Source organism: Paenibacillus sp. JT22N15 (assembly GCF_059383755.1).
The window spans coordinates 209,555-232,883 of sequence record NZ_JBXENV010000003.1; the positions used below are offsets into that span (position 1 = coordinate 209,555).

Consider the following 23,329-nt stretch of genomic DNA (forward strand, 5'->3'; position numbering starts at 1 on the left):
GCAAATGAATTCGCCCAAAGCCGTCTCGCATCAGAGAAGCGGCTTTGGGCTTTTTAAGCTAGACACTTTTTGGTATAGGTTCGGTTCGTCCAATTCGTTATAATAACAATAAAACATGATGGCCTGAGGGGGAATTGTTATTCGGCTGCGCAATGAGCTGTTGCTGAGCTACTTTATTATTATTTTGGTGTGCATTACACTGGTCGGCTCGGTCTCCTTCTATATTTCCTACAAAACGATGGCAAGCCAAGCGGAGGCTGCCAGCCTGCTGCTCGTCCAGCAAATTGAAAAAAATATGGATAATGATTTTCACAGCAAGCGCAATCTGCTGCTGGCCTCCTACAATGAGCAAAGCTATATTGACGGCGTTAATCGTTACACCGAGCTTAGCGATCGCGAACGTTTCTTGTTCCGTCAGAAAATCGGCGATTTGTATTTGAAAAGCTTTAATGTAACGCCAATCCGTGATTTTTTGCGTTTTCAAATTTATTATAGCAACGGTGAGCTGCTTAGCTCCTCGGATGAGAGCGGACAGCATAACCCGGCGAAGGTGCGGGGATCGGAATGGTTCCGCCAGACGGTGGCGAAGAATGGCGAAGTGTTTTACAGCGGCTTCATCCCGGAAGCAGACCGGACCGTTGATGGGGAAACAGCCTATTTTTCCTCTATTATGATTCGCGATTTCTCCAATCCCGAGCAGTTTATTTTAGTGCGAGCCGAATATCGTGCTGAGCTGTTCAACAGCATTGGCCGCAACGATGGCCTTTCGCCAAACAGCAGCATCGTCATTCTTGATGAAGGAAATCGGCTTGTTTATGCGTCAGGTGATGCGCAGCGTTATGCCGGAGGAAAGGAATTGACAAGCCGCATTAATGGCAGCCAGGGCAAGTTTTGGCTCAGCCTGGATGGAGAAGAACGGCTAGTGTCCTATACGAATTCTGCTTATTCAAACTGGAAGGCCGTGCTTATCGTGCCGAAGCATGATATTTTTGGCGCATTAGACATCATTAAAACGACCGTTATTGTTACCGCTTTCATTGCCTTTGCGATTACGCTGATTATTTCGATACTGTTCGGGCAGCGGATTACGAAGCCGATTCTGGACTTGTACAAGACGGTTAACCGCATTAAACGCGGCGATTTTTCGGTGCGCGTCGAGGTGCGGCGCAATGATGAAATCGGCAGAATCGGGATGAACTTTAATGCGATGCAGGATGAGCTGCAAAATTTGATTGAGACGCGGTATGTGAATCAGATTAAACTGCAGGAGGCGCAGCTCGCCATGCTTTATTCGCAGATCAATCCGCATTTTCTGTACAATACGCTCGACAGCATCCGGGCGATGTCCGACTATTACCAAGTGCAGGAAATTAGTGAAATGGCGCAGTCGCTCGCTGATATTTTTCGCTACAATACGAAAAACAAAGATGAAATCGTCACGCTGCAGGAGGAGCTTGTCCAAATTGAAGCCTATATGAACATTCAGCGCATTCGCTTTGAAGACAAAATTTCCTTTGAACAGCAAATTGATGACGACCTATACAGCTTTCCAATGCTCAAAATGACGCTCCAGCCGCTCGTTGAAAATGCCGTATTTCACGGTATAGAGCGCAAGCGCGGCAAAGGTACAATTGCTATAATCGTCAGCAGAGAGGGCGGCAGCATTACGCTCACCGTAAAAGACGACGGCGTAGGCATATCCGACAAGCATTTGGCCGATATCAGAAGCAGCTTGAAGCCTCCGCTGCAACAAAGCGAAGGATTGTCCTCAGATACGCGCAGCGGCATCGGGGTGCAAAATGTTTATTCCCGTTATCGAATTCGTTATGGCGACCGCTTTGAATTTCATATGAACAGCCGTAAAGGTGCAGGCACGGAAATTAAGCTCCTTATTCCCGAACATGTGGAAGCGCATTCATAAAAGTCGGAATTTTCAACATTAGAAGTCAAAATCGTGTACAGAAGACAGGGAAGCGCTTTCAATATAATAAAGGTGCAGGTAATTATGAAGGAGAGGGTGTCTTATCATGAGAAAGATGAAAGCGGTTTACCTCACAATGGCGCTGATGCTGGGAGCATTTTCACTAACGGCTTGCGGCAGCAGCAACGGCAGCACGAATACCCCGGAGGGAACAGCAACAGCAGGCAGCTCAGCTGAAGCGTCCACGCAGCCGTCTGCGAAGCCCGTTACGCTGACCTTTCTGATTCCGAATACGGAGGATGTCACGCCTTACAATCTTATCTTCAAAGAGTTTGAAGCGAAGACAGGCAATAAAGTCGAGGTGCAGGCGCTGCCGGGCGGCGACTATGACAATATGCTGAAAACCCGCTTCTCGACGGGCGATTTCCCTGACGTATTCCTCATGCAGCCGGGCACGAAGCAATATGTAAAGCTCAGAGCGGATGAGACGCTGTACGAATGGTCCGGCGAGGCTGGCGTTTGGGACAATGTCATCGATACGATTGTAGACTTCCAAAAGGATACGGCTGGCAAAGCCTATGGCGTGCCATTCGGCAAAACCGGCATGATGGGCGTCTTTTACAATAAGGATGTATTTGAAAAAGCGGGCGTTGCCGCTCCAACAAATTACGCAAATTTAATTGAAATCGCTAAAAAGCTGAAGGGCGATGGCGTAACGCCGTTTTATGAAGGGGTAAAAGATGGCTGGCCGACGCAAGTGTTTTATTTGACCGGCTGGGTAAGCCAGGTAGATCAGGAAATTGGCGACGAAGGCGTGCAGAAGCTGAACGTCAATCAGCTGAAGCTGTCGGACATCGCGGCGCTGAAGGACCTTTTTGTAAAATCGAAGGAAATTAAGGATCTCGGCTTGTTCCAAAAAAATACGCTTTCCGGCACATTCGATGAGCTGCAAAACGAGCTGGGCGAAGGCAAGGTAGCGATGGCCTTTATGCTGGACGGCATTTTGCCGCAGCTGGAGAAGAAGTTTGGCAAAGATTTTGTAACGAATAAAATCGGCTTCTTCCCATTCCCGACTGCAACAGATACGGGTACAGCTATGATTACGCCTCCGAACCAGCTGATGGTGCCGTCGAAGGCGAAAAATCTGGAGGCAGCCAAAGAATTGGTTAAATTTATGATTTCGAAAGAAAGCGTCAATATTTTCTACCAAAGCCAGCCGGGCATTCCGGTGTTCAAGGATGCAACGAGCGAGCTGTATCCGATGCAGCAGACGGTTAAAGACTATATTGATCAAGGCAAATCGAAGGTCAATGTTCAGAACCGCCTGACGGCATCGTTTCTGGACTTGGGCAAAATTCTGCAAAACTTCCACATCACAGGCGACGTGGACACCGCGATTAAAGAGATGGATGCGAACTATGTGAAGGACGGCAACTCGAAGCGTCTTGAAGGCTTTGAATAAATGAGCTGAGCAAAAAATAAAGGACAGAGACGGCAGCAGGGCAAGCCGAAGCTGTTAATTACCGGACGGGACAGGTGCTGCGGGCGAGGCCATCAAGACGATCAAGGCGATCGAGGCTTCGCCCCGCCATCCCGGCCAAACAGGACAGGAGCAGGAGGGCAGGCCCTATGGAGAGAAGCAAATATCCGTTATATTTTTCATTTCCGGCAGTCATCGTATTTTTACTGTTTTTCATTACGCCAACCATTATCGGTATCTATTACAGCTTTACCGACTGGAATATTAACGCCGATGCGATTAAGTTTATTGGACTTGAAAATTACAAGGAGCTGTTTAACGAGCCGCGCCTGAAGCAGGCTTTTATAAACACCCTTATTTTCGCCGCCGCCGTTACGCTGCTGCAAAATGCAGTTGGCCTCGCCTTGGCGCTATTGTTGAATGAAAAGCTGAAGCTGCGCAATCTGCTTCGGATGATCTTTTTTATGCCGTATGTTATCGCTCCGCTCGTCATCGGTTACATTTTCCGGGCGATTTATCATCCGGAGCATGGCATCGTCAACCAGTTTTTCGGGCTGCTGGGCATGGATTTTATGGTTCAGGATTGGCTGAATGATCCGCGCTTCGCGCTGTTCACCGTCATTATGACCGATATTTGGCGGGTAGCTGGCTTTTCGATGGTCGTGTATTTAGCGGGCTTGCAGTTCATTCCGAAGGATTTGACGGAGAGCGCATCCATTGATGGCGCGAACTATTGGACGCGGTTCAAGCATGTTGTTTTTCCGCTGCTCGCTCCGGCGTTCACGGTTAACGTGCTGCTGGCGATGATTGGCTCGATGAAGGTGTTCGAAATCGTAATGGTGCTGACCGAAGGCGGTCCGGGCTATACGACAGAAGTATTTTACACATACATCCGCAATACGTTCAGCTCAGGTGAAATGGGCTATGCGACGGCGATCAACATGCTGTTGTTCGTATTGGTGACGCTTGTCGGCATTCCGGTATTGCTGGCGATGAAGAAGAGGGAGGTGGAGATGTGAGAAGCCGAAAATATTCGCCTTTGCTGCTAGAGCTGCTTGCGATCTGCCTCGCTATGCTCATTCTCATTCCATTTTTTATGATATTCATTAACTCGTTTAAGGATATTCGGGAGTCGGCGCTGTTCGGGCTGTCGCTGCCAAGCAACTGGGTGTTCAGCAATTATAAAGAGGTATTTAATCAGGATAATCTACTGCGTGGTTTCAAAAATAGCTTCCTGCTGTCGGCGCTCGTCGTCGTCAGTGTCAATTTTTTCGCTTCGATGGCTGCATTCGTCATCCAGCGGCGCGGTGGGAAGTTTTTGCAAGGCGTCTATCTTGCCTTCATTATGGGACTGATTGTCCCGGTATCTATCATCCCGACGATTCGGCTAATGGATATACTGCACATCAAAGGAAGCTACTTAAGCATCATTATGTACTATACAGCGGTGCTGCTGCCGTTTGCCGTCTTTCTGCTCGTTGGGTTTATTAAATCGGTGCCGCGCGAGCTGGATGAGGCGGCGATTTTGGAAGGCTGCGGTTACTTCCGGCTATATTTTAAAATCATTTTGCCGCTCATCAGCACGGTGCTGGTTACCGTCTCGATCGTCGTCATCGTGTCGGTATGGAATGATTTTTTCGGCCCGTTTTATTTGGTCACGGACAGCACGAAATGGACGATTGTGCTGCAAGTATTTAACTTTGTTACGCTGTACAGCACGAACTGGGGTGTCGTATTTGCCTTTATGATCGTTGTCATTACACCAGTGCTAATCATTTATTTGTTCCTGCAGCGCTACATTATTGACGGTCTGACGGCAGGCTCTGTGAAAGGCTAAGCGAATAAAAGAGGGCGACAGCAAAAGGGGGGCGAGGGTTATGCGCAAGGTCATGGTTGTGGACGATGAACGCTGGATACGGCGGGGACTTATTCAAATGATTCCATGGGAGGAGCTGGGGCTTGAGCTTGCCTGTGAAGCGGTTGACGGCGAAGAGGGCTACGAGCTGGCGCTGCTGCATAAGCCTGACCTGCTGTTTCTCGATATGCGCATGCCCGGCTTCGACGGCAAGGAGCTTCTTGGCCTGCTGGCCGAATCACTGCCGGACGTTGTGACGATCGTCGTCAGCGGCTATTCGGATTTCGAATATACGAAGGAGGCCATCCGCCATAAGGCGTTTGATTATTTGCTCAAGCCGCTTAAGCGGGAGGAGCTGATTACGGTGCTCGGCAAGGCGCTGACGGTGCTGGATGAACGAGATAGGCGGCAAGAGCAGCAGCACCGGGACAGCCGGAGAAACTGGCTGCTGGACGTTTTGCTGCGCAGCGAACAGGCTGCACAGAGTCAGAACCAAGCGCATGCTCAGTCCCAGGCGGCAGGGATTGCACAGACAAGTACAGCTGTAAGGGCGGAGTGTTTGCCTGAGCTTCCAGGAGAGGGCTCAGGCAATAAAGTGCTGCTGCTGCTCGCTCAGCCGGACTATTATACAGAGCAGGCCGGCATTCAAGAGGCAGCTGGGAAAATAGAACGGTCGCTGCAGCAAAGCCAGCCCTTTTATTTTGAAGGAGGCTGGTCGTTTGTTGCAGCCGCCTCCCCTGTCAACCTCGGCGAAATAGCCATTTGCTTGTTCGGCAGCCGCTTCGAGCCTGTGGAGATACAGCGGCTTGCGATTTTGCTTCAAAGCATGCTGCATGAGGAGACGGGCACAAGCTACAGCATGATCGCCGGGAGCAAGCCTTGTCTTGCCAACCAGCTTCCAACTGTCTACAGCAAGCTCCAGCAGCGTCTGGATGGGAGGCAGCTGGGAGAAATAGCGATCATGGGATTCGTGGAGTGTGCATTTGAGCCGGAGGAGAAGCCGAGTAAACAACAGCAACAGCAGCATTTGCCTATAGGTGCTGCAAATGCCGATTTTTATCCGGCGGAGCTGGAGCAAGCGTTTCTCGTGCAGCTGCAGCTTGGCAACGTGGAGCAGATGAAGGCGGAATTCAACCGTTTTTTCACAACGCTTGCAGTACCGTCGCGGACGGTGGATGGTCTGCGGCGCAGCGCCTCCATGCTGGTGCATGCACTGGAGCGGCAGCTTCAAGCGGCGGACACAAGCCTGGAGCAGCTGAGCGGGAAAAGCGCGCTCGCCTACATGGAGCTGATCCGGCTGCGCAAAGACCATGTATCGGTTAAGCGGCTGTTCGAGGAGCAAATATTGCCCGCTGTTGCTGCCCGGCGCGGCAGCACCCAAGGGCGGCATGGCGAGCAGCTGGTCCGTGAAATCCAAAAGCTGATTGAGCTGCATTATGACCAGCCGCTTAGCCTGCCGCAAATCGCGGAAAGCCGCTTTTTGAATGCCGATTATGTAGGCCGTCTGTTTAAAAAAACGACGGGCAGCAATTTTGTCGATTATTTAACCGAATACCGGATTGCGAAGGCGACCGAGCTGATGCGTTATCCGCAATATAAAAACTATGAAATAGCGGAGCTTGTCGGTTATGACGACTACCGTTATTTCAGTCAAATTTTCAAAAAGAAAACCGGGCAAACGATTGGCGAATACCGCGGCGCAGCTGGAAAAACGCCGCAATAAATGATAGGGGAGAGACTTGCGATGCAAACGAGACAAATACCAGATACGCTGACCCTTGCGGACAGAGCCGGACATGCGATGAATGCGATAGTTGGAATGGCAGACCGCGACTATAACGATATTCCTTTTTTTGCTGCAAACCTGATGAAGGAGCCAGCCAATCTGACACATGGGGACTGGGACTATGGCTCATCTCATGGTCGAATGGTGGACGGGATGATTTTGGCCCGCCATATGTCGGGTGAGACGTTCGGCAAGGAGACGGAGGAGAAATACCGTGCGAATCTGCTCTCTTTTTTCAAGGAAGATGGTCTTAGCTATCGCCAGACGAACCCGAATTTCAACTGGGAGCCGAATGCGAATCTGATCGACCAGCGCGCGGTCATTTTATCGCTAACTAGCTGGTTTATGGAGACGGGTGATCCGTTGGTGAAGGAGGCGGCAGATAACCATGTTGCGGCGCTTAAACGGATTGCGATTAAGGAGCGCGATGTGTGGTTTTATCCGGCGTCGGAGTATAAGGAAGGCGGCTGGCCTTCGTCCAATGGTATCATGCTTCGTCTTGCGCCAGATCCGGCTGCCTTCTGCGGACGGCTCGTTATGCCGCTGCTGAAATACCATGAGCTCACAGGCAATGCGGATGCGTTTGAGCTATGCCAGTTTTTCACCGCGCTCATCGTGCAGCGCAGCGGCGTGTTTAACGCAGACGGCAGCTTTAACGATGCGCTCGCTTACCGCAGCGGACATTTCCATACGAGGCTCGGCACGCTCGATGCGTTGGCGCGGTTTGGCGTATTCACAGGGGATGCGGCGCTGCTCAGCTTTGTGGAAAAAAGCTACGCTTGGGCTGTTACACAGTGTACCGCTTTCGGCTGGACGCCGGGCGACATGAAGGAGCAGGCCTACGAGCATGAAACATGCTCGCTGGTCGATCTAATCGCCACGGGCATTACGCTCGCGCAAAGCGGCTATACCCGCTACTGGGGCGTGACCGAGCGTTATATTCGCAATCACCTTACCGAATCGCAGCTGCTCGATATGGACTGGGTTAAGGAAACGGAAGACCGATCCGGCAACATTCCTGGACTTATTACGCATGAAAATATTGCAAAGCGGACACGGGGCGCTTTTGCCGGGTACTCGGCACCGAATGATTTTTGCTGCAACGTCAACCATGGGCGGGGACATACGAATGATTTGCAAATTTGCTGCCTCGGCTCGGGCACGCGCGGGCTGTTCATGGGCTGGAGCAACACCGTTACTGAGAAAAAAGGTACCGTCAGCGTTAACTTCCTGCTTAACCGCAGCTCGGCGTGGCTCGATGTTGACAGCTATTTGCCGCATGAAGGCAAGCTGGTGCTGCATATCCACCGCGACATTCCGCGCCTGCAGGTGCGCATTCCCGAGTGGGCAGGCTTCGCGAAGGTAGCCTTTACCCGCGAGCTGGGCGGCAGCACGGAGCAGGGCAAAGGCAGTGAGCCGAGCCGCTGGGTGAATGAATGCTTCTTGCTGCTTGGCGCAGCATCCGCTGGAGAAATGATTACGATTACGTTCCCGCTTTCGCGCCGCCAGACGGTTGAAACTGCAATCGGACAAACGTTCATAACCCAGTGGCAAGGCGATGATGTCATTGGCATTTCGCCGGAAGGGGAGCATCATCCATTCTACAGCGGCAGAGAGGTATATGATAAAGCACCGATGCGCGAAGCCAGCATACGGCGAGTGGAGAACGAATTGGTCTGGTAGCTCAGCCAGTTTGCTAGTCTGTCAATTCTATAGAGCAGGTTAAAGTACAGGTTCAATAATTGTTCGAATGGGAGGCTGGGAGTATGACAACGGTAGTTGCGGTTTACACCGGACAAGGGCTTGCTGATCCGCTGAAGGCTGTGTTTCAGGAGGTGCTGCCGGGCGTGCGGCTGGTCAATATTATTGATGACAGCCTGATCGGCGATGTCGTCAAGGCGGGACATATTCCGGCGGGAGTGAGTAAGCGGCTGACGCAATATTTTCAGCATGGGGAGGAGCTGGGGGCGGATATTATTTTGAATACCTGCTCCTCAGTTGGCGAAGTGGCTGATGCTGCGCGGGGACAGCTTGGCATTCCGCTCGTTAAAATTGATGAGGCGATGACCGCCAAGGCGGCGGCCGAATACGACGCGATTGCGGTGCTGGCCACGCTTCCTTCAACTCTGGAACCGACGATGCGCTTTTTGGCGAAGCAGGCGGAAGCCATTGGCAAAGAGGTCACCATCTTGAATGGGCTCGCTGTCGGAGCCTTCGATGCGCTGGTAGGAGGAAACCCGGCGGAGCATGACCGCATTTTGCTGGAGACGGCGCTTGCGGTCAGCGATCAAGCGGATGTCATCGTACTTGCCCAAGGATCAATGGCTCGGATGGAGGGAGCCATACGGGAGGCGACAGGCAAGCCGGTGCTATCCAGCCCGCGGCTTGCTGCCGAGCAAATTAAGGAGATGCTGGCAGAGCGAGGGCTGCTTTAGCCGCAATGATTTTAGCATGAACAGCTACAGCAAGGGACAAAGGCAAATTTAGCGGGAGGGAAATAGCGTGGAAAAAGAGAGAGTAACGGCCGTCTATTTAATAGAGACACCCTATTCGCTGGAGCGTGCTGCCGAGGTGATTGCCGGCGAGCAATCGACGGGCACTTTTACAGCGGTGCCAGGCGAGACGGATCAGCTGAAAGAGCGGCATGGGGCGCGGATTGAACAAATTGTCGAGCTTCAGCCTGTATCCTCACAGGCGCTGCCGGGCTCCAAAACGCCGCTGGGTCATGACGGTCTTTATCGGCGCGGAGAGGTAACGATTTCCTTTCCGCTGCACAATTTTGGGCCGTCCATTCCGAATTTAATGTCTGCAATTGCCGGCAATTTGTTCGAGCTGCAGGAATTGTCCGGACTGAGGCTGGTCGATTTGGAGCTGCCGGAAGCGTTCGCAGCAAGGTACCCCGGCCCGAAATTTGGCATCACGGGTACTCGGGAGCTAACCGGCGTGTATGACCGTCCGATTATAGGGACGATTGTCAAGCCGAGCATCGGGCTTCCTATGGCTGACCTCCAGCAGATGATTATGGACGTTTCGGCTGCTGGGCTTGATTTTATAAAGGATGATGAGCTGAATGCTAATGGAACCTACGCGCCTCTTGCACAGCGGGTCAGTGCGGTCATGGATGCCGTCAACCGGGCAGCTGATGCAACAGGCAAAAAAATCATGTACGCCTTCAACATTACCGGTGATATCGATGAGATGGAGCGTGGGCATGAGCTAGTCGTCAAGGCAGGCGGGAACTGTGTCATGGTCAGCATAATGAGCGTCGGATTGGCGGGGCTTGCTCACTTGAGCAAATACAGCGAGGTGCCGATTCACGGCCATCGCAATCAGTGGGGCATGATGACACGCTGTCCGATGCTGGGCTTCGCTTTTCCAGCTTATCAGAAGCTGTGCCGTCTGGCAGGAGCCGACCATCTGCATGTGAATGGTTTAGACAGCAAATTTTATGAAAGCAACAGCTCGGTTGTCAGCTCCATCCGCGCTTGTTTGAAGCCTATGTATGGCGGTTATGGGACGATGCCAGTCGTTTCCTCGGCACAATGGGCAGGGACTGCTCCGGCTACTTATGAAGCAACAGGGACGGTAAATGTGATGCATTTGGCCGGAGGCGGCATTTTGGCCCATCCGGGCGGGGCGGCGGCTGGCTTTGCAAGCATGAAGCAGGGCTGGGAAGCTGCGGTTCAAGGCATTCCGCTCGCTGAGTATGCAAGTCGGCATCCGGAGCTGCAGCAGGCTATAGCAAAATACGGAAAGGGCTGAGCGGTGATGGACAGAGCGGGATTAACGCATAAGCCAAACGATTGTGACACTAGCGGCAGCGACAGCGGCGGAAAGATGCCACTCAGCATAGGCACTAAGGGGGACACTGGGCAACGCCAGAAGGAGGCAAGCTCGGGTAGCTCCGGTGATCGGCTCCCGGCATCGCAGCGCCTGCTCAGCTACTATGGCGACGATTTCACCGGTTCTACCGATGTGCTGGAAGCACTGTTCCGAGCAGGTCTGCGGGCAGCGTTATTTCTGGAGCCGCCAAGCGAGCAACTGCTTGCTAGCAAATTTGCAGATTTAGAAGCCATTGGAGTAGCGGGCATTGGACGCTCGCTGACGCCAGATGAGGCGGAGCGTGAGCTGCGTCCGGTACTAGAGCAGCTGCGAAAAATAGGGGCTGCCATTACGCATTACAAAATATGCTCGACATTCGATTCATCCGCTGAAGTTGGCAGCATCGGCAAAGCAGCGGAAATTGGCCGCTCCGTGTTCGGTTCTGGCTATATTCCGATACTGGCGGGGGTTCCTTATTTAGGCCGCTATACGTTGTTCGGCAACCATTTTGCAGCGGCAGGCGGCGAGACGTATCGGCTTGACCGCCATCCGACGATGTCGCGCCATCCGATTACGCCGATGGCGGAAGCGGATTTGCGCCAGCATTTGGCCCAGCAGACGGAGTTAAAGACGGCGCTGATGGATATTTTGGCGCTGGAGGGAGACATGTTCGAAGTGGGCGAACGGCTCGCTAAACTAGTAGAGCGCGAGCAGCCTGATCTCGTGCTGTTTGATGTGCTCGACGAAGCTAGGCTGGCAGCGGCTGGACAGCTGATTTGGGCGGAAGCCCAGCAGCGTGACAGCTTGTTTGCCATTGGCTCTTCTGGTGTGGAGTATGCGCTTGGGGCCTGCTGGCGCAAGCTTGGTCTGCTGCAGGAGCAGCCAGAAATTAGCGCTGCTTCTGCAGCAGAAGTTGAACGTCTGCTCGTAGTGTCGGGAAGCTGCTCGCCAGTTACGGAGCAGCAAATCAAGGCAGCGCTGGCAGCAGGCTTTGCAGGCATTCGCGTTCCGGCAGAGGAGCTGCTGGACGGGAAGAAAGGCGCGGCTGCGAGGCAGCGGCTGCTGAAAGAAGCTCGGGAAAAGCTGGCAGATGGGCGCAGCCTGCTGCTTTATTCAGCAGAAGGTGTGGACGATCCAGGCATTCCGCGTTTCCGGGAAACGCTTGCCGCGCAGGGCTATGGGCCTGAGCAAAGCAGCCGCCTATTAGGCGCTTTGCTTGGAGCGCTGGCACGTGAGCTGATCATCGACGAGCAGCTTACACGCATCGTCATCGCTGGCGGGGATACGTCTGGTTATGTAACGCGCGGCTTGGGCATTTATGCACTGGAATGCGTGGCTGCACTAACGCCGGGAGCGCCACTATGCCGCGCTTTCTCGGAGGAGTCTGCGCTGGATGGGCTGGAGCTGGTGCTGAAGGGTGGACAAATCGGCGAACGGGATTTTTTCACCCGGATGAAGCAAGGGAGGACAGCATATGACGAATGAAAACGAGCAACTGCCAGATTATTGCAACTTAAACGTGCTGGAGCGCGGTTCATTGCCTCCACGCAGCGAGCTGATTCCATTTGACAATCCGGCAGCGGCGCTGCGCGGCGACCGAGAAGAATCGCCCTATTACAAGCTGCTTAGCGGGAATTGGCGTTTCCGCTACTTCGAATCGCCGCTGCATGGTCCAGAGGGCAGCCATTTGGATGCATGCGATGATACGGGTTGGGATAAAATTCCCGTTCCCTCCAATTGGCAAATGCACGGGTACGGACAGCCCCATTACAGCAGCTGTCCTTATCCTTTTCCGCTTGACCCTCCACATATTCCACTGCTCAATGCTACTGGCTGCTATCGTACCAGCTTTACAGTTCCAGAGCATTGGGAAAAGCGCCAAATTCGCCTCGTATTTGGCGGAGTTGATTCCGCCTTCCATGTATGGCTGAATGGCGAGCTGGTCGGATACAGTCAGGGAAGCCACCATATGTCAGAGTTTGAGATTTCCCGCCTCATCCGTCCCGGTTGTAATTTGCTTGCGGTTCGCGTCTACCAATGGTGCGAGGGCAGCTATTTGGAGTCGCAGGACAAGTGGCGGCTAAGCGGCATATTTCGCGATGTTTATTTAACGGCACAGGCCGCTGTCACGATTGAGGATGTTCTGGTGCGAACTGTTTTTGTCCCCGATACTGCCTATCGGGAGGCGAGCTTGAGCTTGCAAATGACGCTCGCTCAAAGCAGCCTCTTGAGAAGTGCGGCAGAATCCGCCAACTTGACCGATTATACAGATGGAGAAGGCTTTCGTTTAAGCGTCGCCTTATTAGATGCGGACGGAGAAACCGTTGCAGAGCAATCGTTCAATGCGAACAATCCAGACCCTTCTTGCCATTCTGATGCACGGGGTACAGGCAGCTATCCAACGTCCGATTCGCTTAAAGAGTTCAGAACGATTTCCGCCGAGATTCCTATTTCCATGCCCCAGCTATGGACAGCAGAAACGCCTTATTTGTATGCGCTGTTATTGACGATATATGGGGCGGATGGAGAGGTAGCGGAGGTAAAGCGGCTTTCGGTTGGCTTTAGGGATATTCGAATTGAAAAAGGCAAGCTGCTCATAAATGGACACTCTATCGTTATCCAAGGCGTCAACCGCAACGAATTCCACCCGCAATTCGGGTATGTAACGACGCCTGAAGCGATGCTGCAAGATATAACGCTGATGAAGCAGCATAACATTAACACGGTCCGGCTGTCCCATTATCCGAACGATTCGCGCTGGCTCGATTTATGCGACCAATTCGGCTTGTACGTTATAAACGAAGCGGATTTGGAGACGCACGGGTTTCATTTTATGGGCGATGAGTCTTATTTGAGCAAACATCCCGACTGGCGGGAGGCGTATTTACATCGTGCGCAGAAAATGGTTGGACGCGATAAAAATCATCCTTCTGTCATCGTATGGTCGCTTGGCAATGAGTCAGGCTACGGTGAAAATCATGATGCAATGGCGGAGTGGATACGCAGCGTCGATCCGACAAGGCCGATACATTACGAACGGGCTTATGAGGCCGCAGTCGTTGACATCGTGAGCTCCATGTATCCTTCGGTCGACATGCTCATAGAAGAAGGCCGGAAGCCGGATGAACGCCCATATCTCATGGTCGAGTTTGGTCATGCCATGGGCAATTCCACGGGCAATTTGCAGGAATATTGGGATGCGGTGTACGAATATCCACGACTGCTGGGCGGCCTTATTTGGGAATGGTCAGATATGGGCATTTTACAGCAAAACGACGGCAAACCAGCGTTTTACGCCTATGGCGGCGACTTTGGCGATGCCCCGCACAGCGGACCATTTTGCATGGATGGGCTGCTGTTTCCAGACAGAAGCGTTAAAGCGTCCCTGCTGGAATACAAGAAGATCATTCAGCCGGTGAAAATAAAGCCAGACCCCGCCCAGCTTGGCCGGGTTCACCTTAGTAATCGCTACAGTTTTTTGTCGCTGGAGCATTTGAAAGGGCATTGGCAGCTGCTGCGCAGCGGTACGGCGATTGCGCAAGGCGAGCTTGCACGCTTGCATACGCTGCCGGGCGGGGAAGAGACGCTAATCATTCCGCTGCCTTCGGAGCAATTGAAGGAAAAGGGCGAATATGCGCTGCATATCTGCTTTACAGAGCGTAATAGCAGCTTGTGGTGTGACGCTGGCCATGAGACAGCTTGGGCCGATTTGCTGTTTGAGGAGGCGGGTTGGTCCCCGCAGGAAAAGGCTACAGCGTATAACGCTAATGCTGAGTTTTCTAGTACGGTCCGTCTAGTGGCAGCCGATGCTTCCGAAGGGATTCCCATGCACATGCATCCTCAGTATCAAAATTTGCAGCGGGAAGACGGCAAGCTTGTATACCGCATAAGCGGGAACGGGTTGCAAGTAGACATCGATCAAATGACAGGCACAATTAGCAATTGGCTTTATCATGGCGATGAGCTGCTGCTTGCAGGCCCACAGCTGCAGCTATGGCGCGCCCCGCTTGACAACGATGTCCATTTGGCGAAAGAATGGGTGAAAGCCGGTTATGACCGGCTCCAATGGCAGCTGCGCCGATTTTCAATAACTGCTGGCAACAATGGCAGCGTTATAGCAACAGCTGACGCAATTATAGGGGCAAAAGGCGAGCCAGCAGCTTTCCGCAGCAGGATGGTCCACCAAATGAATGCCGACGGCTCCATAAGCGTGGAGACCTCGCTTGAACCGCTTGGAAGCGAGCTGCCGCCGCTGCCGCGTTTTGGCTTGGAGCTGCGCCACTGTGACGGCTATGACCAGTTTAGCTGGTATGGCAGAGGCCCTCATGAATGTTACGCCGACCGCAAAGAAAGCGGCAAGCTTGGTATTTACACCGGCACGGTAGCGGAGCAATTTGTCCCCTATGTGAAGCCTCAGGAAAACGGCAATAAGTGCGATGTGCGCTGGGCGAAGCTTAGGGATGGGCAAGGTGCTGGAATCGGCATTACAGGCAGCGAGCTGCTTAACATTAGCGTCCACCATTATTCCACGGAGGATATGTCGCGCACCAGCCACGTGCATAAGCTGACCAGGCTGCCAGAAACAATCGTCAAAATCGACGCCAAGCAAAGCGGCCTCGGCAATCATAGCTGCGGCTACGCCCCGACGCTCGATGCTTATTTAATAAAGCCGCAGCCGATGAAGCTATCCATTATGCTTTTTCCGTTAACGAATGCTTAGGACGAAGGATGAACTCCAATAAACGAACACTGCACTAAAAAAATAACAGGGAAAGGCCGATCCGGTTGCCGGGTCGGCTTTTTTTGCCATTCCGTACCCTTCATGTTATTTGGTTCACATTCAGTTCATAAACGAGGATTAACATCCATCTATAAACCGTTACAGGGAGGCATTACTAATGACAGTAAATGATCGATACAAAGAAGAGCTATGGAAAAATAGCGGGGAGTGGGCGGTTGAAGCACGTGGGCTTGTGAAGACATTCGGCAATAACCGGGCAGTGGATGGCGTAGATTTGAACGTGCGGGCCGGAACCATTTATGGTGTGCTTGGCCCTAATGGAGCAGGCAAAACAACGACCATCAGAATGCTGGCTACACTATTGCGCCCCGATGCTGGCTCGGCACGCATTTTCGGGTACGATGCAGCGAAGGACCCGCAAATCGTGCGGCAATTGATCGGGGTGACAGGTCAATACGCATCCGTCGACGAAGCGCTCAGCGCTACGGAAAATTTGGTCATCTTTTCCAGGCTGCTAGGGCTTGGGCGGGCAGAGGCGCGCCATAGGACGGAGGAGTTGTTGGAGGAATTCGGGCTGACGGAAGCAGCAAAACGTCCATTGAAGCATTTTTCCGGGGGCATGCGGCGTCGGCTGGATTTGGCAGCCAGTCTCATTGCACAGCCGCCGCTTATTTTTCTCGATGAACCGACGACAGGACTTGATCCGCGTACACGTACGCAAATGTGGGATACGATCCGCCGGCTGGTGAAAACCGGTTCAACAGTGCTGTTAACAACGCAATACCTGGATGAGGCTGACCAGTTGGCTGACCGAATTGCGGTCATTGATCGCGGCCAGGTCGTAGCAGAAGGGACGGTCGATGAGCTGAAAACATCAGTCGGCACCTCCTCGCTGCAGCTAAAAATCCAAAATCCGCAGGACATCGCGGCCACTCGCCAAATTGTGGAACAAGTGTTTAGGGTCGAGTCTGTTGTATCAGCGGAAAATGCAAAAATTACGGCGCCGCTGGCGGATGTCGACAAAGTTACCGACCTGCTTGTAGCTCTTCGGGAGGCGGGCATTTATTTGGCGGAGATGAGCGTACAGAAGCCTACACTTGACGAGGTGTTTTTAACCATTACAGGCCATGGCGTGAAAGATAGCCTTTCATCGCTATCTGATCAATCAAATAAAAAAGAGGGGGCAGCCGTATGAAAAGCGCGTCGATCCAAACACGTCATACTCGCCAGTTGAAGAAACATACAAGCTTGGGACAGTCGATTCGAAATTCGCTCACGATGGCCTACAGGGGATTATTAAAAATTCGGCGCACACCAGAGCAATTATTTGACGTGACGCTGCAGCCCATTATTTTCACATTGATGTTTGCTTATATTTTTGGCGGTGCCATCTCAGGAAATGTCGTTGATTATTTGCCGGTTATCATTCCTGGTATTTTGGTGCAAACCGTAATTACGACGTCGATTGTCACGGGTGTTCAGCTGCGGGAGGATATGGATAAAGGCGTATTTGACCGCTTCAAGTCCCTTCCGATTGCCCGAATTGCTCCACTTGCAGGAGCTCTGCTGGCGGATACGGTTCGCTATACGATTGCGACTGCATTAACCTTTTCCATGGGCTATATTTTGGGGTATCAACCTGATGGCGGCTTAGGCTACGTCGTTATTGCGGCCCTTCTTGTCATCGTTTGTGCTTGGGCGATTAGCTGGATTTTTGCTTTTTTTGGCGTCATTTCCCGTACAGCATCCAGCGTTCAGGGGATCTCGATGATCGTGTTGTTTCCGCTCACCTTTGTGTCCAACGCCTTTGTGCCGGTTGACACCATGCCAGGCTGGCTCCAGTGGTTTTCAAGCATCAATCCGGTTTCCCATTTGGTTAGTGCCGTACGGGAGCTTGCCAACAACGGTGCAATTGGCGCAGATTTTGTATTTTCGCTAGTCGGCGCAGCCGTCATTGTCGCGATCTTTGCTCCGCTAACGGTAAGTGCCTATATGCGCCGGACATAGAGGTTAAGGCGTTCAGGTTTACGGAAATCGTGAAAGGTTGATAAAATAGGATAAAGGCGGTGAACGGGATGACCCGAATATTAGTCGTTGATGATGATCCGCATATCCGAGAATTAATTGGTCATTTTTTGCGGCAGGAAGGCTTTGAGGTCGCTCATGCCGTTGATGGCCTGGATGCGCTGCGGATGCTTGCCGAGGTAAAGGCGGATATGGTGATCCTTGATATTATGATGCCAGGCATGGACGGATGGGAGCTGTGCCGCAAGCTGCGGGAGCAGACGGACCTGCCGCTGCTGATGCTGACGGCCAAAGGCGAAGCGTCTCAGATCGTAAAGGGCTTTACGCTAGGAACAGATGACTATTTGGTGAAGCCATTTGATCCATCCGTGCTTGTCGCCCGTGTGAAATCTTTATTCAGGCGATACCGGATTCAATCCTCACAAGCGGTCATAATAGGCAATGTAACGCTGCGCCGCGATACGTTCGAGTGCCGCGTAGGGGAACAAGATTTGACCTTGCCGCTTAAAGAGTTCGAGCTGCTGTTTAAGCTCGCCAGCTATCCCCGCAAGACGTTCACGCGCGATCAGCTGATTGAGCAGATTTGGGGCTTCGATTATGAGGGCGATGAAAGAACCGTCGATGTGCATATAAAGCGGCTGAGGGAGCGTTTTCCTGAGGAGCAGCATGGCTTTCGCATCAGCACGATCCGGGGACTAGGCTACCGGCTGGAGGTGCAGTCGTGAACCAGAAGCCAAGCCTCCTCCATCTGGCGATGAATTTTACGATTGCCTTGTCGGCATTGCTCGCCTGCTGGATCATTTCTTTTTATATAACAAAGTCCGTTTTTTCGGCAGTGGCATGGGCCCCGCATGACTTGCTAAGTTTTCTCATAAATGCGGTGCTCGGTTTTTGTATCTTTGGGGTGGGCATCGCCATTGTAGGCAAGTTTTTTCGGCGGAGGGAGCATTACTTTCTGGACGACATGCTTGAAGCATTAAAACGTATTTCACAGGGCGACTTTCGCGTCAATCTGGAGTGGGAGTTCGGCAGAAACAATGAACAGCAGCGGCATCCCTATGTGCAGCTTGTTGACAGCATCAATAGCATGGCAGCCAATTTGAAGGAGATGGAGGAGCTTCGGCAGGAGTTCATCTCGAACGTATCGCATGAAATCGGCTCGCCGCTTACATCGATCAGCGGTTTTGCCAAGGCGCTGAAGAATGACAAGCTGGATGTAGAGCAGCGGCAGCGGTATTTGACCATTATTGAAACGGAATGCTTCCGTTTATCGAAGCTTAGCGATAATCTGCTGAAGCTGGCCGTTCTGGATTCGGAGAGGCAACCGTTCCATCCGACCACTTATCGGCTGGATAAGCAGCTTGTATCGCTTATTCTCGCTTGTGAGCCGCAGTGGGAGGAGAAGAAGATCGAGATGAGCGTGGAAGCAGACGAGCTGGAGATCAGCGCGGACGAGGACCTGATGAGTCAAGTTTGGCTGAACCTTATTCATAATGGCATCAAGTTTACGCCTGAAAGCGGGAAAATAACGATTTCCCTCTCGCGTACCGAGGAGCATGCGGTCGTCTGCATCGCAGATACGGGGCCGGGAATTGACGAGCAGGATTACACGCGTATTTTCGAGCGTTTTTATAAAGCGGATAAATCACGTGTCCGTGCCGTAGGAGGCAGCGGCCTCGGGCTGTCTATTGCCCATAAAATTATGGAGCTCCATCGCGGCTCAATAGCCGTGCAGAGCAAGCTGGGAGAAGGGACTGAATTTACCGTTTCTTTGCCACTGCCATTTGATCGTGCTGAAGCTTAGATTTATATGGTAAAAAGAAGCGACTTTCATAAAAATAAGTAGAATCGCCACCCTGATTGGCCTATAATATGGATATGATGCCATTTTGCTAAGGATAACGAATTGGCAGAGAGTGTTGAATAGCTGGTGATGGCGTTTAAACAATAGCCGGATTGCCCTTGCATGTTTATGGGGTAATCCGGTCATTTATGTTGAAAAAGTATTTATCCTATTTAAAATTGGAAAGAATGGGACGGTGCTAGATGTTTATCAATCTTTCACAACAAATGAAAAGGATCGTCGCTGTTAGTGTCACTTCCTCCATTCTTGCTTGCGGCTTGCAGGGAGGAACGGTTGTTTTTGCTGAGAAGCCTGTCATTAGCAGTACCACCCCTATGTATGGAGTAGCCTCTGCTCCAGCTGTCAAACCATTATGGAGCTTGCCGCTTGCGAAATTTGATCAGGATGGCAGAGCTATAACGGCGGCATTTGCAGAGGAGGGACGACTGTTCGCCCTTGTGGATGGGGGGCAGCTTGCTGCTTATGACGGCAAAAGTGGGCGAAAGCTGTGGAAATATGGTTCTGGATTGAGGCCTGTGCTCGCCTATAATCAAGGCAGCTTGTATGGTCTTACAACAGATGGCGCAGTCATTGCTGTTGCCAAAAATGGCAGCAAGCAGTGGACGACAGCAATTCGTGCCGATAAAGCAGATCAGATCATTCCGGTCGGAGATACGATTTATGTGACGCAAAATTTAACTCTTTTTGCATTAGAACGGGCAACGGGCAAGCTTCGCTGGAAATTAACGGAGAAGGAGAACCAATACTCATCAGGATCAAATGATATTATCGTAAGCAAAGGTGTTGTGCTTCGCAGTTATTTGGTTCAAGGCGCTCTTACTTCTAATCAGATTAATGCCTACGATCAGGCAACAGGCAAAAAGCTTTGGACGTCATTTGCCCAATTTTCCCCGCTTTTGGTCAAGGACGGGCTGGTTTATTCGGTCATGGACACGTTCATGAGGGGAGATGACGATTCCATCAATAGAAGCTTGCATATCGCAGTTCTGGACTTGTTGACTGGGAAGAAGAAAGGCGAGCGAGTTTACAACTGGATGGTAGAGCCTGAAGTGCCTGGACAAATTGAATTCGGCGGTGCTAATGGCTCTGCATTTCTGAATGGCAATGACCTTTATATTTATCAGGGAAAAGCGGTTGCCAAATATAATTTCGCCTCCTATACCCCTAACGGTAAAGCCGTTCAGAAGTGGAATGCGCCTAATCCGAAAGAATATCAACCGCTCTATAGCATTTATGGCGGCAAACTGCTCTATCAGAGCTTCCGCGATAATTCCATTCTCGCTCTAAAGACGACGAGCGGACAAGAAATCCATTTCCCGAGCGGTATTAGTCCCGTGCAGACGGACTTATTTGCCAACGGCCTGTTTGTCGCTCGCGCAGACGGAACGCTGGATGCGTATAATTTCGCAACTACAAAGCCCGTTTTCAGCGTGAAGACCGGCTCGGGCGAATTTGATCCGACGCTGAAGTCAGGCGATATGATCTATGTTCGCTCTGGCGGGACGCTGCATGCCGTAAAGCTGCCTGCAACTCTAACAAAGAGCTAGATAGATGAGATGGGCAAATAGACGCCTCGTTGAGAGTGCGTCTATTTAGGGTGTGTATGCAAACAAGAGTCGGCCTGCTGCGCTTTGCTTAGCGCTTATTCGAGGCCAACCTCATCTGACGATTCAAGAATTAAGGAACCGCAGCAGGCGATTACGGCTAAGAGCAATGTTGCAAAGACTACTGTGGATGAGGCCATACGGTGTGGATGTTCGCTACTTTTTTTGCAGGACTGAGGTTCCGCTATTCTGGCTTTTTATCCTATTTTAGGCTGCATGCGGACAGGAGATCCGCTATTGCCCTCATTTTCCCGTCAAAATGGCGATTGACAGCCCATTAGCTGCTCCTGAGTCCGCAGCCTGCTCCATTCCCTTGATTTTGTTGAAATAGCGGCTGCTGTGTCCACCAAGTTTATTTTCGTATTTTGTGCAGGGAGTAAATCGGGGTCATTTCCGAAACTGCGGCGGAAAGTGTTCCGGTGTCCACCAAGTCTAGTTAAGTGTAGGTTAGGATAGGGTGTGACCTTCTGCAATGAAGGGCATGGAGCTGCTTTTCCTCCGCAAAAACAGACATTTTTCTACAAAATCTCCGCTTGCAATCGGAAATCAGACAGAAGTACGATAAAGGTATTCTTGTGCCCAAAATGAAACGAACAGGAGCGCTGTCCATGTACAACATTTTGCTTGTGGATGATGAACCGGGCCATTTGGCGGGGCTATCCAAAATGCTGCAAAAGCTCCGCCCTCAATATGCCATTTCTATAGCGCGCAATGGAAAGGAAGCGCTATCAAAATGCCAAGAGCAGCCATTTCAGCTGATCATCTCCGATATCCAAATGCCTCTGATGAACGGTCTCGAATTTCTGGAGCAGCTTCCCCCGGCGAATCAGCCGCAGAAATTTATTTATTTGAGCGGCTATGACTATTTCGACTATGCCCAAAAAGCGATAGGGCTCGGCACCTTTGATTATTTATTAAAGCCTGTCGATCAGGAAAAATTCGCGCTTGTGCTGGAGAAGGCCGAGCGAAGCCTTCGAACCGAGCAGGAGGCACAGCTGGCGAATAGCCGGCTTGAGGTTAAGCTGAACACAATTGCGCCATTGTATCGCAGCCGTGTAATGAAGGAATGGCTGCATAATCAAGCGTTATCCAAAGCAGAGAGCAAAGAGCTGGAAGAATGGCTTGGCTTCGGCGGCCCCGGCATTTTGCTGTTAACCGAAATTCGGCTGCGCAGCAAGGCAGCGTGGGAGCCGGAGGATATGCTTCTTCCCCGAGTCCAGCAGCAATTGGAAGCTTGCCTGCAAGCATCGGGTAGCTCAACCAGCAGCATTCCGCTGTATGAAGGGGAGGGGGGCAGTCATGGCAGGCTGATTACAGTAACGAATGCTTCAATCAGCGCGGAGCAGCTGCAGGCGCTGCAGCAGAAAATGCAGCAGGCGGTTCCCAGCTCCTATCAAATTACGCTTGGCGTGAGCAGTCACGCGGAGGATATGCTAGTTTCCGCTTCGCAGATGTATGCAGAAGCAGGGTTAGCTTTATCGGAAAGCTTCTATGTGGAGGAACAGACCGTATTCCATGCCCGGCAGACGAACGTGAGTGCTGAGCTTGCGCTTAAACTGGATGCCCGGCACGAGGCCTTGCTGCATGAGGCCGTTGTTCATGAACAGGAGCAAGGGCAGTTTAGGCTTATCGCAGGCGAGCTGCTGCACAAGCTCCTTGGGGAAGCAGGCAGCGGGCTTCCGCAGCCAGAGCGGCTGACGCTTTGCGTCCAGAAGCTGCTTGTACGGTTGTCCGAAAACTTAACGATGCCAAAGCATCAGACGCTGGAGGAGTGGAGGGGACGTATGGAACAGGCATTAGGCGAAGCTGCCAGCCTGAGCGCTCTCCAAACCGTCATTTCAGAACAGCTTGGCTTGCTGGCAACTGCTCATGCCGAAGCCAAGCGGGATCATAAGGAGCAGTTGATTTACAAGTGTATCGCATATATTGACGAGCATTACATGGAAGATTTGTCACTGGAGTCGGTTGCGGCCGTTTTTCATTTTAATGCCAGCTATTTCTCCCAATACTTCAAAAGCAAGCTAAACATCAATTTCAGCCAATATGTTACGCAGGTTCGGCTCACGAAAGCGAGACAGCTGCTAGAGGAAAGCAACGATAAAATTTATCAGGTAGCTGGAAGCCTTGGCTATCATGATGTGAAATATTTTAATCGCGTATTCAAAAAGGAATTTGGACTGACGCCAGAGGAATATCGGTCGATAGCCCGTCATATGAAGCGCTCCTGACCC

General features: G+C 51.8%; 16 protein-coding genes. All 16 read left to right on the plus strand.

Annotated elements, in window-relative coordinates:
- Positions 1 to 160: 160 nt before the first annotated feature.
- Positions 161 to 1,921, plus strand: coding sequence for a sensor histidine kinase (locus AC50X8_RS07075; protein WP_494860150.1), 1,761 nt, complete (start codon positions 161 to 163; stop codon positions 1,919 to 1,921).
- 106 nt (positions 1,922 to 2,027) lie between these two features.
- Positions 2,028 to 3,383 carry an ABC transporter substrate-binding protein gene (locus AC50X8_RS07080; protein WP_056040624.1) on the plus strand — a complete coding sequence of 452 codons (1,356 nt, stop codon included), beginning with the start codon at positions 2,028 to 2,030 and terminating at the stop codon, positions 3,381 to 3,383.
- Positions 3,384 to 3,550: 167 nt separating this feature from the next.
- Positions 3,551 to 4,420, plus strand: a complete 870-nt coding sequence (locus AC50X8_RS07085) for a carbohydrate ABC transporter permease (protein WP_056040622.1) — start codon at positions 3,551 to 3,553, stop codon at positions 4,418 to 4,420.
- Positions 4,417 to 5,238 (plus strand): carbohydrate ABC transporter permease, encoded by an 822-nt coding sequence (locus AC50X8_RS07090; protein ID WP_056040620.1) that lies wholly within the window; start codon positions 4,417 to 4,419, stop codon positions 5,236 to 5,238. Before AC50X8_RS07085 ends, AC50X8_RS07090 begins: the two co-directional genes overlap by 4 nt.
- A 40-nt stretch (positions 5,239 to 5,278) precedes the next feature.
- Complete coding sequence (locus AC50X8_RS07095; protein ID WP_494879150.1) at positions 5,279 to 6,979, plus strand: response regulator transcription factor; 1,701 nt, start codon at positions 5,279 to 5,281, stop codon at positions 6,977 to 6,979.
- A gap of 21 nt (positions 6,980 to 7,000) precedes the next feature.
- Positions 7,001 to 8,725, plus strand: coding sequence for a hypothetical protein (locus AC50X8_RS07100; RefSeq protein ID WP_056040616.1), 1,725 nt, complete (start codon positions 7,001 to 7,003; stop codon positions 8,723 to 8,725).
- A gap of 83 nt (positions 8,726 to 8,808) precedes the next feature.
- Positions 8,809 to 9,477 (plus strand): aspartate/glutamate racemase family protein, encoded by a 669-nt coding sequence (locus AC50X8_RS07105; RefSeq protein ID WP_494860165.1) that lies wholly within the window; start codon positions 8,809 to 8,811, stop codon positions 9,475 to 9,477.
- 67 nt (positions 9,478 to 9,544) lie between these two features.
- Positions 9,545 to 10,804: a ribulose-bisphosphate carboxylase large subunit family protein gene (locus AC50X8_RS07110; protein ID WP_494879151.1), complete on the plus strand. Its 1,260-nt coding sequence runs from the start codon at positions 9,545 to 9,547 to the stop codon at positions 10,802 to 10,804.
- A gap of 6 nt (positions 10,805 to 10,810) precedes the next feature.
- A complete protein-coding gene (locus AC50X8_RS07115) occupies positions 10,811 to 12,349 on the plus strand; it encodes a four-carbon acid sugar kinase family protein (RefSeq protein ID WP_494879319.1) in 1,539 nt (512 codons plus the stop codon).
- Positions 12,339 to 15,584, plus strand: coding sequence for a glycoside hydrolase family 2 TIM barrel-domain containing protein (locus AC50X8_RS07120; protein ID WP_494879152.1), 3,246 nt, complete (start codon positions 12,339 to 12,341; stop codon positions 15,582 to 15,584). The genes AC50X8_RS07115 and AC50X8_RS07120 overlap by 11 nt, the downstream gene beginning before the upstream one ends.
- A gap of 178 nt (positions 15,585 to 15,762) precedes the next feature.
- A complete protein-coding gene (locus AC50X8_RS07125; protein WP_494879153.1) occupies positions 15,763 to 16,800 on the plus strand; it encodes an ATP-binding cassette domain-containing protein in 1,038 nt (345 codons plus the stop codon).
- On the plus strand, positions 16,797 to 17,612 hold the full coding sequence (locus AC50X8_RS07130; protein WP_494860173.1) for an ABC transporter permease: 816 nt from the start codon (positions 16,797 to 16,799) through the stop codon (positions 17,610 to 17,612). Before AC50X8_RS07125 ends, AC50X8_RS07130 begins: the two co-directional genes overlap by 4 nt.
- Before the next feature lie 68 nt (positions 17,613 to 17,680).
- The gene (locus AC50X8_RS07135) at positions 17,681 to 18,355 is read left to right on the plus strand and encodes a response regulator transcription factor (protein WP_494860175.1); all 675 of its coding nucleotides are present in this window, start codon (positions 17,681 to 17,683) and stop codon (positions 18,353 to 18,355) included.
- The gene (locus tag AC50X8_RS07140; RefSeq protein ID WP_494879154.1) at positions 18,352 to 19,434 is read left to right on the plus strand and encodes a sensor histidine kinase; all 1,083 of its coding nucleotides are present in this window, start codon (positions 18,352 to 18,354) and stop codon (positions 19,432 to 19,434) included. The genes AC50X8_RS07135 and AC50X8_RS07140 overlap by 4 nt, the downstream gene beginning before the upstream one ends.
- A gap of 266 nt (positions 19,435 to 19,700) precedes the next feature.
- Positions 19,701 to 21,041, plus strand: coding sequence for an outer membrane protein assembly factor BamB family protein (locus AC50X8_RS07145; protein WP_494879155.1), 1,341 nt, complete (start codon positions 19,701 to 19,703; stop codon positions 21,039 to 21,041).
- Between the two features lie 641 nt (positions 21,042 to 21,682).
- Positions 21,683 to 23,326: a response regulator gene (locus tag AC50X8_RS07150; protein WP_494879320.1), complete on the plus strand. Its 1,644-nt coding sequence runs from the start codon at positions 21,683 to 21,685 to the stop codon at positions 23,324 to 23,326.
- Positions 23,327 to 23,329 lie beyond the last annotated feature (3 nt).